Consider the following 14,507-nt stretch of genomic DNA (forward strand, 5'->3'; position numbering starts at 1 on the left):
TTGATGGACTACGCCGTACAGACCCCGTACAGCGACCCGGGTGCACACGCGCACCTGTACGACGCTTTGCCGGACGACGTCGCCGGGATCGCCGCGGTGGTCCGCAACCTGGTGATCCACTACCGCGGCGGCGGGATCGAGTTCACCGGCGAGCGGCTCGCCGAGATCGACCACCGGTGGGTCTCGTCGATGCTGACCACCGACCAGAACCGCAACGGCACCGCGCTCGCCGAACCCCGCGAGCCGTTCGACCGGATCGTCGGCTGCTGCCGCGACTTCACCCTGCTGACCGTGTCGGCCCTTCGGCACAAAGGGATTCCGGCCCGCAGCCGGATCGGGTTCGGCGACTACTTCCGCGACGGCTACCACCACGACCACGTCGTCGCCGAGTACTGGAACGGCGACCGCTGGGTGATGATCGACGCCCAGCTCGACCCCGCCGGCGACCACAAGTTCGACCTGCAGGACATGCCGCGCGGCCCGTTCCTGAAGGCGCCACGCGGGCCGTTCCTGTCGGCGGCAGAGGTCTGGCTCGGGGTGCGCTCCGGCGACCTCGACGAGTCTCTCTTCGGCATCGGAGCCGAGTCGCCCATCGGCGGCGGCTGGTTCATCCGCAACTACGTCCACTACCAACTCGCCCACCTCCAAGGCGACGAGCTCCTGCTCTGGGACAACTGGGGCACGATGACCGACACCCTCGACGGCGCCGACATCACCCTCACCGACCAGATCGCCACCCTCTTGATTGCCTCCGACAACGAAGACGAAACCGCCACCAAGGAGCTGACCGAGCGCTACCGATCCAACCCCGACCTGCACCCCACCGGCCGCTCCTACATAACCTCCCCCACCGGTGCCCCCCACACGTGGGTAGACCTAGTACGCCCAGCGGCGTAGTCCACACTCGCGACCGCCGAGCGCGGCATGCTCGGCCACAGCCGGGGGCGGCACACTCGGACCACCGAGGCCGCGCACTCCGACCGACCGCCCGGGGTGGCGCACCCCCACCACCGGCGCCGCGCACTCCGACCGACCGCACGGGGTGCCGCACTCGGCCGACCGCACGGTGCGGCGTACTGCGGCGACCCGGGGGCCGACGTGCTCCGGGGCCGAGGTGCTCCGGCGACGGCCGGAGTGGTGTGCGCGCGCCACCGCCGGAGTGGTGTGCTCTGCCCGCGGCCGAGGGTGTGCACACCTTCTGGGGACCTGGAACAGATGGTGACCTGTTCAAGCACCCCAGTTGGTGTTCGACCCCACGCCTGACGGCTGCAACTCTTCGGCAGTACGACGTTCGTCGTACTCCGGCGACCACCGGGGCCGACGTGCTCCGACGACGGCCGCGAGCACGCTCTGCAATCAGCGGCGCACACCTCGGCAACCACCCGAGGCGACGCTTTCCGGCGACCACCGGGGCTCGCGTGCTCCGGGGCCGACGTGCTACGGCGCAGGCCGGAGTGGTGTGCTCGGGCGACGGCCGCGAGCGTGCTGGGCCAGCGGCGACGCACCCCGGCAACCACCCGAGGCGACGCTTTCCGGCGACCACCGGGGCTCGCCTGCTCCGGGGCCGATGTGCTCCGGGGACTGCCGAGTGGTGCTCTGGCGACCGCCTGAGTGGTGTGCTCGGCCGGCGGACTGGGGAGTGAACACCTTCTGGGGACCTGGAACAGGTGGTGACCTGTTCAAACACCCCAGTTGGTGTTCAATCCCACGCCTGGTGGCTGCAACTCTTCGGCAGTACGACGTCCGTCGTACTCCGGCGACCGTTGGGGCCGAGGTGCTCCGGGGCCGACGTGGACCGGCGACTGCCGGAGCGGTGTGCTCGGACCACGGCCGGAGTGGTGTGCTCGGGCGACTGCCGGAGGTGTGCTCGGCCGGCGGCCGGGTGTGAACACCTTCTAGGGACCTGGAACAGATGGTGAGTTGTTCAAACACCCCGGTTGGTGTTCAATCCCACGCCTGTGGCTGCAAACTCTTCGGCAGTACGACGTCCGTCGTACGGCGGGTGTCTCCGTCGGGCCGACGCGTGGGGTGGGCCCGTCGCTCAGGATCTAGGTAAGTGATCCGAGCTGACGGGAGAGGGAGATGAGTAGCGCGGCAATGCAGGGCTCGACCACGGCGGCGCAGCCGTGGCGGCTGGGCGGCAGGACACGGAAGGCCGTGCTGGTGCTGCACATCGCGTCCGTCGGCTCCTGGCTGGGCATCGATGTGGTGATGGCAGTCCTGACCTTCACCGCCCTCGGTACCGACAGCGAGAGCACGAAGATCCTGTGCTTCCGGGTGCTGGAACTGGTGACGGTCTGGCCGATGACGGTGTCCGGCCTGACCTGCCTCGTGACCGGGGTGCTGCTGGCAGTTGGCAGCAAGTACGGCCTGACGAAGTACTGGTGGGTCGTCGTGAAGCTGTTCCTCAATCTGCTCCTGAGCAGCCTGGTCCTGCTCTCACTACGCCCAGGCGTAGCCGAGATCGCCGACCGCGCCGGAGCAGGAGACGTCGGCATCCCCCTCGGCGACATGATCTATCCCCCGATCGTCTCGCCGACGTTGCTGATGTTCGCGGTCATCCTCTCGGTCTTCAAACCCTGGGGCCTACTACGCAAGAAGAACCGCCGGTAACGAGCACACCTAGTACGACGACGGCCCCGAAGCAAACGGCTTCGGGGCCGTGCCTCCTTTGCGACGTACGCGGACGAGCCGGTCCCCCAAGCCGCGCGCCTGCTCGTCACAGTGCAGCAGGCGCGAGCACGCGACGTAGGAGCGGGCGTAGCGGCGCCTGGGAAGGACGTGCGTGGGAAAGTAGTAGGCCCCGCCTGGTGAGGCAGGCGGGGCCTGGGTGTTAGAACTCGGAGCCGGCAGGCAGGTCCGGGGTGGACGGGTCCTCCGGGTCGGAGGGGCCGGCGGCGAGGCCAAGTTCGGCCGGGCTCGCCAGTCCCTTGTGCTTCGGGACGACGCGGACGGTGTAGCCGAAGGGGCCGGTGCGGTCGAGCTTCAGCTCGCCTTCGTAGCGGTGCCGGTTGCCGTCGTACGTCTCCGCCAGCGACAGCGACGCCCGGACCGGCTCCTTGATCTCGTCGTTGGAGTCGACCCGGCCGTGCATCACCTCGACGTCGATGTCTGCCGGCGCGAGGTCGCCCAGCGCCGCGAAGGCGCGGATCCCGACGGTCGTTCCAAGCTGCGGTACGTCGCCCAGGCCCTGCAGCTCCACGTGGTCGACGCGGATCTGCGGCCAGGCCGCCCGGACCTTCTTCTTCCACGCGGCCAGCTCGCGCGCACCGTCGTACGTCGCGTTGAGAGAGCGCGAAGACAGCGCGGACGGGACGTACAGGCGCTCGACGTAGTCGCGGACCATCCGGGTGGCGAGCACCTTCGGGCCGAGCTCCTTGATCGTGTGCCGCAGCATCTCGATCCAGCGGCTCGGCACGTCGCCGTCGTAGAAGCGCGGCGCGACCTGCTTCTCGATCAGGTCGTACAGCGCGTGCGCCTCGAGGTCGTCACGCCGGTCGGTGTCCTCGATGCCCTCGGCGGACGGGATCGCCCAGCCGAACTCGTCGTCGTACCACTCGTCCCACCACCCGTCGCGGATGGACAGGTTCAGCGCGCCGTTCAGCGCCGCCTTCATGCCGGACGTGCCGCACGCCTCGTAGGGACGGAGCGGGTTGTTCAGCCAGACGTCGCAGCCCGGGTACATCGGCTGCGCCAGCGCGATGTCGTAGTCGGGGACGAACACGATCCGGTGCCGGATCTCCGGGTCGTCGGCGAACCGGACCATCTCCTGGATGAGCTTCTTGCCGCCCTCGTCGTGCGGGTGCGCCTTGCCCGCGATGACGATCTGGATCGGCCGCTCGGGGTGCGTCAGCAGCGCCTTCAGGCGGGCCGGGTCGCTCAGCATCAGCGTCAGCCGCTTGTACGACGGAACGCGCCGGGCGAACCCGACGGTCAGGACGTCCGGGTCGAGGATCGAGTCGACCCAGCCGAGCTCGGCCTCGGACGCGCCACGGTTCAGCCAGGACTGCCGGACCCGGGCCCGGGTGTCGTCGATGAACCGCTGCCGCAGCAGCCGCTTGGTCTCCCAGATCTGCGCGTCGGTGGTCTTGTCCAGACCGGCGAAGATCCCGTCGGTGTCCGCGGTGTCGGTGGTCGCCAGCGTGAGGTCATTGATCTCCCGCGCCACCCACGTCGGCGCGTGCACGCCGTTCGTGATCGAGGTGATCGGTACGTCGGACGCGTCGAAGCTCGGCCACAGTCCGGCGAACATCCCCCGGCTGACCACGCCGTGGAGCTTGGACACGCCGTTGGCGCGCTGGGCGAGCCGCAGACCCATGATCGCCATGTTGAAGACGCCGGAGTCGCCGCCCTCGAAGTCCTCGGCCCCGAGCTCGAGGATCCGCTCGATCGGGACCCCTTCGCCGAACGCGTCCGGCGAGAAGTGCTGCTGGATCAGCTCGACCGGGAACCTGTCGATCCCGGCCGGCACCGGGGTGTGGGTGGTGAACACGGTGCCGCCGCGGGCCACCTCGAGCGCGGTGTCGAAGTCGAGGCCCTCGTTGGCGGCGAGCTCGCGGATCCGCTCGATGCCGAGGAAGCCGGCGTGGCCCTCGTTGGTGTGGAACACCTCGGGCGCCGGGTGGCCGGAGATCCGGCAGAAGGTGCGGACGGCGCGGACACCGCCGACGCCGAGGAGCAGCTCCTGGAGCAGCCGGTGCTCGGTCGTGCCCCCGTACAGCCGGTCGGTCACCTCGCGCTCGGCGGGCTCGTTCTCCTCCATGTCGGAGTCGAGCATCAGCAGCGGCACGCGGCCGACCTGGGCGACCCAGATCTGCGCGCGGAGCTCACGGTTGCCGGGCAGCGTCAGGGTGACGGTGGCCGGTGCGTCGCCGTCGCGGAGCAGGCTGATCGGCAGCCCGTCCGGGTCGACCAGCGGGTACCGCTCCTGCTGCCAGCCCTCGCGGTTCAGCGACTGGGCGAAGTACCCGTGCCGGTACAGGAGGCCGACACCGATCAGCGGTACGGCGAGGTCGCTGGCCGCCTTGAGGTGGTCACCGGCCAGGATGCCGAGACCGCCGGAGTACTGCGGCAGCACGTGGGTGATGCCGAACTCCGGGGAGAAGTAGGCCACCGAGCTGACCGGGGAGCCGGCTTCGGTCTGGAACCAGCGGTCGTCGGTCACGTAGCCGTTCAGGTCGGCTACGGCCAGCTCCAGCCGGCGCAGGAAGGCGTGGTCGTTGGCCAGCTCGTCGAGCCGGGCCGCCGGGACCTCACCGAGAAGCTTGACCGGGTCACCGCCGGTGCTCCGCCACAGCTGCGGGTCGACGGCCTCGAAGACGTCCTGCGTCTCCGGGTGCCAGGCCCAGCGGAGGTTGTTCACCAGGGTGCCCAACCCGGTCAGCGGCTCGGGCAGGACAGGGCGGACGGAGAATCGTCGTATCGCTCGCACCGGGACACCGTACCGGCCCTTGCGGTGCGAGGCACCCTCGGGATGCATCGATCTTGCAACGCAGGCAAGATTTTGCAGAGACTTTTCCAGCCCTCGGTCACCTGGGGTCCACGCTGTGGACCGAACCGTGACCACGACATGTAACCAGTCGTCGGTGGGAACCGCTAACGTCAGTCCTGAAGTTGTCCAGATATCGTCCGCATCCGCCGAATCCGCAATCCGGCGGATCTTGATTTGAGCCAGGGAAGGTTCGTCTACGCCATGACTGGGCGCATCCCGATCACCGACGTCACCCCGACCGTCGACGCCGGAGCGTATCCGGCCAAGGCAGCGGTCGGCGAGACCTTCACCATCGCGGCAACGGTCTTCCGCGAAGGCCATGACGCGGTGAACGCGAACGTCGTGCTGACCTCGCCGGGTGGGCAGACCAGACGGATGCTGATGACCCCGGTCGGTCAGGGCAGCGACCGCTGGACCGTCGACGTGACGCTGCAGGAGCAGGGCGCGTGGACGTTCGCGGTCGAGGGCTGGAGCGACCCGTACGGGACCTGGCGGCACAACGCCGAGATCAAGGTGCCGGCCGGCCTGGACGTCGACCTGATGTTCGCCGAGGGCGCCGCGTTCTTCGACCGCGCGGCCGCCGGCGTGCCCCCCGCCGTACGTGCCGACCGGGCCACGCTGGGCGACGCCGCGCAGGCGCTGGCCAACGGCGCGTTGCCGCCCGAGGCGCGGCTGGCCGCGGGCATCTCGCCGCAGGTCCGGTCCGCGCTCGGGCGCTACCCGGTGCGTGAGCTGATCACCTCGTCGGAGACTTTCCCGGTGTGGGTCGACCGGCAGCGCGCACTCTTCGGCAGCTGGTACGAGTTCTTCCCGCGGTCGGAGGGAGCGTCGTACGACGAGGAGACCGGGCAGTGGAAGTCCGGCACGTTCCGGACCGCCGCCAAGCGGTTGGACGCGGTCGCGGGGATGGGCTTCGACATCCTCTACGTGCCGCCGATCCACCCGATCGGCCACTCGTTCCGCAAGGGCCCGAACAACACCCTCGACCCGAAGCCGGGTGACCCCGGCTCGCCGTGGGCGATCGGCTCCGAGGACGGCGGCCACGACGCGATCCACCCCGAGCTCGGCACCTTCGAGGACTTCGCGTACTTCGTCGGCCGGGCCCGCGAGGTCGGGCTCGAGGTCGCCATCGACCTGGCACTGCAGGCGTCACCGGACCACCCGTGGGTGAAGGAGCACCCGAAGTGGTTCAGCGTCCGCGCGGACGGCTCGATCGCGTACGCCGAGAACCCGCCGAAGAAGTACCAGGACATCTACCCGATCAACTTCGACAACGACCCCGAGGGCATCTACGCCGAGGTGCTGCGGATCGTCAAGCTGTGGATCTCGCACGGGGTGACCGTGTTCCGGGTCGACAACCCGCACACCAAGCCGGTCAACTTCTGGGAGTACCTGCTCGGTGAGATCCGCAAGACCGACCCGGACGTGGTGTTCCTGTCCGAGGCGTTCACCCGGCGGCCGATGATGCGCGAGCTGGCCAAGGTCGGCTTCCACCAGTCCTACACCTACTTCACCTGGCGCAACGAGAAGTGGGAGCTGGAGGAGTACCTGCAGGAGCTGACCCAGGAGACCGCGCACTTCCTGCGGCCGAACTTCTTCGTCAACACGCCCGACATCCTCACCGCCTACCTGCAGTACGGCGGCCCGGGCGCGTTCAAGATCCGGGCGGCGATCGCGGCGACCTCGTCACCGACCTGGGGTGTGTACGCCGGGTACGAGCTGTTCGAGCACGTCGCGCTGCGGCCGGGCTCGGAGGAGTACCTGGACACCGAGAAGTTCCAGCTCCGGCCGCGGGACTGGGACGCCGCTGCCGCCGAGGGGCGCACGCTGGCGCCGTACCTGACGCTGCTGAACAACATCCGCCGCCGTCACCCCGCTCTGCAGCAGCTGCGCAACCTGTCGCTGCACACGGTCGAGGACGAGGCGATCATGTGCTACTCCAAGCGGATCACCGCGCCGGACGGGCACAGCGACACACTCATCGTCGTGGTGAACACCGACCCGCACTCGGTCCGCGAGTCGATGGTCCACCTCGACATGGCCGCACTCGGCATGCGCCCCGAGGACACCTTCACCGTGTACGACGAGATCAGCGGAGCCACCTGGCGCTGGGGCCAGCAGAACTACATCAAACTCGACCCCAACGGCGAACCAGCCCACATCCTCGCCGTCCGCCGCGGCCAGGCCTGACCCACGCGGCGTGTTGCGAGCTGTCGCTCGCGCTCGACGGCGCGGCCGGCGCCTTCGCCGAGTCAACTGAACTGACGGGCGCATGGGACTGCGGTGTGCCGCGAGCCGACCTCCCCGCGAGAGCCGACGGACTGCGGAATGAACGGAGGCGCGGCGCGGATCCCAACCTGACCCGCGGCGTGAGATCCTCGCCCCCACAACAAGGGGGCGAGGATGTCGGTTCTGGATCGGATACCCGCGGAGACCCGCCGGAGGACGGGGTGGATCCTGCTCCGGCTCACGCCGGGACGTGGGACCGACCACATGCGCGGGGCTGGATCAGAGCGGGACGGTTTCTGGGTATTTGAGGCCGAGGCCGGTGTTGAGGGCGACTACCTGGTCGTCGGGGTGGATCCAGTTGGAGTCGCGGAGGCGTCGTACAGCGGCGAAAGTGGCAGCGCCTTCGGGGCAGATGAAGGTGCCTTCCAGGCGGGCGAGCAGGTGTTGTTCGGCCAGGATGGATTCGTCGTCGACGGCAACGGCGCAGCCGTCGGTGTCCGCGATCGCTTGCAGGACGAGGAAATCGCCGAGCGCCTTCGGGACCGTGATGCCGAAGGCAATGGTTTGGGCGTCCGGCCACGGCTCGCTCTCGGGCAGGCCCTTCTCGTACGCCTGCACGATCGGCGCACAGCCGGTCGACTGTACGGCGACCAGTCGCGGCAACGGCCCGTCGACCCAGCCGAGCTCGCGAAGCTCGACCAGCGCCTTCCAGATCCCGATGATGCCGACCCCGCCACCGGTCGGGTAAAGGATCACGTCGGGCATCCGCCAGCCGAGCTGCTCGGCGATCTCGAGGCCCATCGTCTTCTTGCCCTCGATCCGGTAGGGCTCCTTCAGCGTCGAGACGTCGAAGTACCCCTCCTGCTCGCGGATGTACGCCGCCGCGTCGCCGATCAGCCCGTCGACCAGGTGCAGCCGCGCGCCGACCACCTTCACCTCGCGCCGGCAGATCTCCGGAGCCGCGACCGGCATCGCGATCAACGCCTCCATCCCGGCGCGGGCGGCGTACGCGGCCCACGACGACCCCGCGTTCCCGTTGGTCGGCATCGCGATCCGCCGTACGCCGACCTCGTACGCGCGAGACACGCCGACCGCCGCGCCACGGGCCTTGAAGGTGCCGGTCGGGATCAGTCCCTCGTCCTTCATCAGCAACCGGTCGACCCCGACCTCGCGCCCGTACCGCGGCAGCGGCAGCAGCGGCGTCATCCCCTCCCCCAGGGTCACCACGTTCTCCGGCGCCCGCACCGGCAACAGTTCGTGGTACCGCCACAGATCCGGCGGCCGCGCGGCCAGCTCGTCCTTGGTCAGCGTCACCGCACGTACGTCGTACCGCGCCAGCAACGGTGATCCGCACGGGCACAGCCCGATCACCTGATCGGCGTCGCGCACGGTCCCGCACCGCGGGCATTCGAGGTGGCTCAGCGCTGAGAACGTCACAGCTGCTGAAACTACCCCGCCCGCAGGTTGGTGATCGCCGGCCGTTGGTGATCGGTGAGCCGGAACCCGATCCCGCGGACCGCGTCGATGGTGACCGTGGTGCCGAGGTCGTCGAGTTTGCGGCGCAGCCGCTTCACCACCGAGTGGATGTCGGCGGTGCCGCGCAGGTGCCGGTTTCGCCAGACGGTCTGGTGCAGCGCGTCGTACGTCCAGACCCGCAGCGGCGCCGACATCAGCCGGCTGAGCAGGTCGTGCTCGAGCTCGGTGAGCTGGACCTCGCGGTCGCGCCACTGGGCGACCGCGCGCAGCCGGTCGATGGTCAGCACGTCGGCGTCGGGGTCGCCGTCGGTCGCCTTCGCGGACGTCGCGTCGACCTCGACGGGCTCGGGCGGCTCGGGCTGTTCGGGGGCCGGCGGTGGTTGCCGGCCGGGGACCAGCAGCCGGCGCAGTTCGTCCAGGCTGGACACGAGGAGCAGCGGCGCGACGTCGTCGACACGTTCGGCGAGCCGGACACGGTCTTCCGGTGAGGCCGCCACCGCGATCAGCAGTGGGAAAGCCTTCCGGTCGGACGTGGTCAGATCGACGTCCGCTGGGGCGGGGACACGGGCGGTGACCATCTGATCACGATGTCAACCTCTGCCTTGGATCGTCAACGAACTGCCAACCTTTGACTACTTTGCCTGGATCGGTGCGACGGTTAGTCACATCTTGCTTACGAAGTGTGCTTGTTACCACGTTGTTCTGACACATAAGGTCCACGTCAGGCTCGCGGTGTCACATGCCGCGACCTGGGGGGCACGCAGCGTTCGCGCCACGGACCAACCGCCCGTGCGGACCGCGGCCTGCACCTCTGCACCAGATGACTCGGGGGAGTCGACTCGGGGTCGTTACGAGTGAGGGGCTGCAGAGATGTCACATCAACGAAGAAGGGGCCTGGCCAGATCCCTGGTCGGCGCCCTGGCGACGGTGGCCGTCGTCGCGACCGGGATGGCCGCCGCCGGCCAGGCCCAGGCCGCACCGCCCACCAAGCCCGAACAGGCGGCGAGCAAGATCAAGCCGGACCTGAAGGCCAAGCTGGACGGCAAGGACGCGAAGGCCGCGACCGACTACTGGGTCCGGTTCGCCGCCAAGGCCGACCTGACCGCCGCCAGCCGGATCACCGACTGGAACGAGCGCGGCACCGCAGTCGCGGCGGCGCTGAAGAAGACCGCGGCCGACAGCCAGGTCAAGGTGCGCGCCGAACTGGACGCGCAGAAGGTCAAGTACCAGTCGTTCTGGGGCACCAACGCGATCCGGATCAACAGCGGCACGCTCGAGCTGGCCCAGAAGCTGGCCGGCCACGCCGAGGTCGAGGGGCTGTACAACCCGGTCGCGATCGAGGTGCCGCCGGTGACGCCGGGCGAGCAGAACCACGAGATCAACGCGCTCGAGTGGGGTATCGCCAACATCAACGCCGACGACGTCTGGTCGCAGTACGGCGACAAGGGCGCGGGCATCGTCATCGCCAACATCGACACCGGGGTGCAGTACGACCACCCGGCGCTGGTGAACAGCTACCGCGGCAAGAACGCCGACGGGACGTTCGACCACAACTACAACTGGTTCGACGCGGCCGGCACCTCGCCGACCGCACCGTCCGACGGCAACGGCCACGGCACCCACACGATGGGCACCATGGTCGGCGACGACGGCGCGGGCAACCAGATCGGCGTCGCGCCGGCGGTCAAGTGGATCGCCGCGAACGGCTGCTGCCCGAGCGACGCGGCCCTGATCAACTCCGGTCAGTGGATGCTCGAGCCGACCGACCTCAACGGGCAGAACCCGGACGCCAGCAAGCGGCCGGACATCATCAACAACTCGTGGGGTTCGCAGCTGCCCTCCAACGACCCGTTCATGGAGGACATCACCAACGCCTGGAAGGCGTCCGGCATCTTCGGCGCGTGGGCGAACGGCAACAGCGGTTCGCTCGGCTGCCAGAGCAGCGGATCGCCGGGCTCCCTGGCCAGCAACTACTCGGTCGGGGCCTACGACATCAACAACAACATCGCGTCGTTCTCCGGCCGTGGTGTCGGCCAGAACAACATGATCAAGCCGAACATCTCGGCCCCGGGTGTGAACGTCCGGTCCAGCCTGCCGGGCAGCACCTACGGCAACTTCAACGGGACGTCGATGGCCACCCCGCACCTCGCGGGCGCCGTCGCCCTGCTGTGGTCGGCCGCGCCGGCGCTGAAGAGTGACGTCGACGCGACCCGCGCGCTGCTGAACAGCACCGCGATCGACAAGGCCGACGCCCAGTGCGGTGGTACGGCGGAGAACAACAACGTCTACGGCCAGGGCCGTCTGGACGCGCTGGCTCTGCTGAACGCCGCTCCGATCGGTGACACCGGCACCCTGGCCGGCACGGTGACCGCGGCGACCGGCGGCTCCCCGCTGGCCGGCGCGAGCGTGACGGTGAAGGCCGACGGCCAGCCCGACCGCGTCCTCACCACCAGCAGCACCGGCGCCTTCTCGTCGGTCCTGCCGGCCGGCAGCTACAACCTGACCGTGGCGTCGTTCGGGTACGTGACCCAGACCGACACCGCCACGATCACCACCGGCGCCACCACCACGAAGAACTACGCCCTGGCCAGCGCTCCGCAGGTCAACGTCGGCGGCACCATCTCGGACGGCTCCGGCCACGGCTGGCCGCTGTACGCGAAGGTGAGCGTCGAGGGTCCGGGCGGCGTGTTCGACTACACCACCCCGACCAACGGCCGGTTCAGCCTGCAGGTGCCGTCCAGCGCGGCGTACACGCTGAAGGTCGTGGCGCAGTACCCGGGGTACCAGACGGTCAGTGAGCCGATCACGGTCGGCACCGGCAACCTGACCAAGAACATCGCGGTCCCGGTCCGCACCGACGCCTGCAGCACGGCGCCCGGCTACAGGTACGGCTCCGACGGCGTCTACGAGACGTTCGAGTCCGGCGCCACGCCGAGTGGCTGGACCGTCGTCGACAACAAGGGCAACGGCCAGGTCTGGAAGTTCGACGACCCGGGCAACCGGGGCAACCTGTCCGGCGGTGGCGGCAAGTTCGCGATCATCGACAGCGACGAGTACGGCGGCGGTGGCCAGCAGGACACCTCGCTGGTCAGCCCGGTCGTGGACCTGACCTCGGTCACCGCTCCGGTGATCCGGTTCAACCAGGACCTGAACTACCTCGGTGGCGAGAAGGCCGACGTCGACCTGTCGATCGACGGTGGCGCCACCTGGACCACCGTGCTCGCCCAGGCCGCGGACGTCCGCGGTGTCAAGGAGATCGCGATCCCGCAGGCGGCCGGCCAGTCCGCCGTACAGGTCCGGTTCCACTACTACAACGCGCAGTACGAGTGGTGGTGGATCGTCGACAACGTGCTGATCGGCAGTCAGGTCACCTGTGAGCCGACCGGCGGCGGCATCGTCGTCGGCAACGTGAAGGACGCCAACACCAACGGCGCCGTGAACGGTGCGGTCGTCACCCGCGACGGCAACGCCGCGGAGACCGCCACCACCGTGGCGACGCCGGAGGACACCGGCCTGGCCGACGGCTTCTACTGGCTGTACTCCTCGGAGTCCGGCGCGCAGGGCTTCACCGCGAAGGCCGGCAACTACGTCAGCTCGCAGCAGAGCGTGAACGTGGAGGCCGACTGGACCACGGCAGCCGACTACACGCTGGCGGCCGGCAAGCTGGCCGTCACCCCGGGCAGCGTCTCCGGCAACCTGAAGCTGCCCACCGGCAAGGTGACCAAGTCGTTCACCGTGACCAACACGGGCGGCGCGCCGGTCGAGGTGAAGTTCGGTGAGCGTGACGGCGGCTTCGTGCTGCAGAACGCGAACGGCACCACCACCAGTAAGACCCAGGTGCTGACCAGCACCGGTGCCCCGCTGCAGCGGCTCGAGGTCCCGACCTCGTTCGGCAGCAAGCTGTCGGGCAAGATGGCCGGCTCGCCGGCCGTCGCGAAGCCGCTCGCGGCTCCGTGGACCGACATCGCCGACTACCCGTCGACCGTGATGGACAACCGGGTGGTCAACCTCGAGGGCAAGCTCTACTCGATTGCCGGTGGCAACGGTAGTGCGTCGACCGGGAACAGCTACGTGTACGACCCGGCCACGCTCGCCTGGACCGCCATCGCCCCGCTCCCGGGTGCTCGCAACGCCATCACCGTCGGCGTCGTGGGCGGCAAGATCATCGCCAGCTCCGGCTGGGGCGCCTCCGGTCCGGCCGCGGACACCTGGTCGTACGACCCGGCCGCCAACGCCTGGACCGCAGTTGCCCCGAACCCGGCTCCGCGGGCTGCGGCCGGTCAGGCTGTCGTCGACGGCAAGCTGTACGCCGTCGGTGGCTGCACGACCTCCAGCTGCCTCCCGATGAGCAACAGCGTCGTGCGGTACGACGCGACGGCGAACAGCTGGGAGACGCTGCCGAACTACCCGAAGTCGGTCGCCTTCGCCTCCTGCGGCGCCATCGACGGCAAGCTGTACTGCGCCGGTGGCAACGATGGCTCGACCTCGGAGAAGTCGGCGTACGTCTACGACCCGGGCACCAACGCCTGGTCTCCGATCGCCCAGGCCCCGGCTGACCACTGGGCGGCGTCGTACGCCGTCGCCGGTGGCAAGCTGCTGGTCGTCGGCGGTGTCCAGGCCGGCGCGGTGACCAACGCCGGTATGGCGTACGACCCGGCGGTCGACGCCTGGTCGGCGCTGCCGAACGCCAACCTGCCGCGGTACCGCGGTGGCGCGGCGTGCGGCTTCTACAAGGTCGGCGGTTCCTCCGGTGGCTTCACCGCCACGGTGGACAGCGAGGCCCTGCCGGGTCTCGAGGACTGCGCCGAGTCGTCGGCGGACGTGAGCTGGCTGTCCATCGACAAGACCGAGGCCACGCTGGCCCCGGGCGCGTCGACGACGGTCAAGGTCACGCTCACGGCGAGTGTGGACCAGCCGGGTACCTACAGCGGCTCGGTCACGATCGGCGAGAACACGCCGTACCAGGTCGCCCCGGTGGGCGTGACGATGAACGTCACCCCGCCGACCACCTGGAGCAAGCTGCAGGGCACCGTCACGGGCGTCAGCTCGACCGGTGTCACGGCTCCGCTCCCGGGGGCGATCGTGCAGGTCGACTCGTGGGCCCAGTCCTACACCTTCATCACCGATGACGACGGCAAGTACGCCTACTGGCTGGACCGTCGCAACAACCCGCTCACCCTGATCGCCGCCAAGGACGGCTACAAGCCCCAAACCCGCACCACCCGCCTGCTCGTAGGCGAGCCGGTCACCGAGGACTTCGCACTGAAGTCCATCAGGTAGCCGACGGACCAAGGGCCGGCCCCACTCGGAT

General features: G+C 69.3%; 8 protein-coding genes. 5 read left to right on the top strand and 3 right to left on the bottom strand.

All coding sequences use genetic code 11. From position 1 onward, the window contains the following. The first annotated feature begins 3 nt into the window (after nt 1–3). The 3 genes from ACIBGM_RS29865 to ACIBGM_RS29875 all read left to right on the top strand — a co-directional run bounded on the left by ACIBGM_RS29865 (nt 4) and on the right by ACIBGM_RS29875 (nt 2,613). Nucleotides 4–897: a transglutaminase domain-containing protein gene (locus ACIBGM_RS29865; protein WP_396387398.1), complete on the top strand. Its 894-nt coding sequence runs from the start codon at nt 4–6 to the stop codon at nt 895–897. Between the two features lie 817 nt (nt 898–1,714). Further along, on the top strand, nt 1,715–1,888 hold the full coding sequence (locus tag ACIBGM_RS29870; RefSeq protein WP_396387399.1) for a hypothetical protein: 174 nt from the start codon (nt 1,715–1,717) through the stop codon (nt 1,886–1,888). A 194-nt stretch (nt 1,889–2,082) separates the two neighbouring features. Continuing rightward, nucleotides 2,083–2,613 (top strand): hypothetical protein, encoded by a 531-nt coding sequence (locus ACIBGM_RS29875; RefSeq protein WP_396387400.1) that lies wholly within the window; start codon nt 2,083–2,085, stop codon nt 2,611–2,613. A gap of 220 nt (nt 2,614–2,833) precedes the next feature. Here ACIBGM_RS29875 and glgP read toward each other — a convergent pair whose 3' ends face one another. Continuing rightward, nucleotides 2,834–5,431, bottom strand: coding sequence for an alpha-glucan family phosphorylase (gene glgP / locus ACIBGM_RS29880; protein ID WP_396387401.1), 2,598 nt, complete (start codon nt 5,429–5,431; stop codon nt 2,834–2,836). A 261-nt stretch (nt 5,432–5,692) separates the two neighbouring features. Here glgP and ACIBGM_RS29885 point away from each other — a divergent pair, with 261 nt between their 5' ends. Continuing rightward, nucleotides 5,693–7,681, top strand: coding sequence for an alpha-1,4-glucan--maltose-1-phosphate maltosyltransferase (locus ACIBGM_RS29885; protein ID WP_360524029.1), 1,989 nt, complete (start codon nt 5,693–5,695; stop codon nt 7,679–7,681). Nucleotides 7,682–7,999: 318 nt separating this feature from the next. Here the strand turns inward: ACIBGM_RS29885 and ACIBGM_RS29890 are convergent, their stop codons facing one another. Next, nucleotides 8,000–9,157, bottom strand: coding sequence for a threonine synthase (locus ACIBGM_RS29890; protein ID WP_360524032.1), 1,158 nt, complete (start codon nt 9,155–9,157; stop codon nt 8,000–8,002). Between the two features lie 11 nt (nt 9,158–9,168). Next, nucleotides 9,169–9,774, bottom strand: a complete 606-nt coding sequence (locus tag ACIBGM_RS29895) for a winged helix-turn-helix domain-containing protein (RefSeq protein WP_360524035.1) — start codon at nt 9,772–9,774, stop codon at nt 9,169–9,171. Between the two features lie 292 nt (nt 9,775–10,066). Between ACIBGM_RS29895 and ACIBGM_RS29900 the strand changes: the two genes are divergently transcribed. Continuing rightward, on the top strand, nt 10,067–14,476 hold the full coding sequence (locus ACIBGM_RS29900; protein WP_396387402.1) for a S8 family serine peptidase: 4,410 nt from the start codon (nt 10,067–10,069) through the stop codon (nt 14,474–14,476). The last annotated feature ends 31 nt before the right edge of the window (nt 14,477–14,507 follow it).

The organism is Kribbella sp. NPDC050470, assembly GCF_044458365.1.
Lineage (GTDB): Bacteria > Actinomycetota > Actinomycetes > Propionibacteriales > Kribbellaceae > Kribbella.

Excerpts from the sequence above, each read along its gene's own strand:
- ACIBGM_RS29865 (WP_396387398.1), top strand. The coding sequence starts at position 4 with ATGGACTACGCCGTACAGACCCCGTACAGCGACCCGGGTGCACACGCG.
- ACIBGM_RS29875 (WP_396387400.1), top strand. The coding sequence starts at position 2,083 with ATGAGTAGCGCGGCAATGCAGGGCTCGACCACGGCGGCGCAGCCGTGG.
- ACIBGM_RS29885 (WP_360524029.1), top strand. The coding sequence starts at position 5,693 with ATGACTGGGCGCATCCCGATCACCGACGTCACCCCGACCGTCGACGCC.
- ACIBGM_RS29895 (WP_360524035.1), bottom strand. The coding sequence starts at position 9,774 with ATGGTCACCGCCCGTGTCCCCGCCCCAGCGGACGTCGATCTGACCACG.
- ACIBGM_RS29900 (WP_396387402.1), top strand. The coding sequence starts at position 10,067 with ATGTCACATCAACGAAGAAGGGGCCTGGCCAGATCCCTGGTCGGCGCC.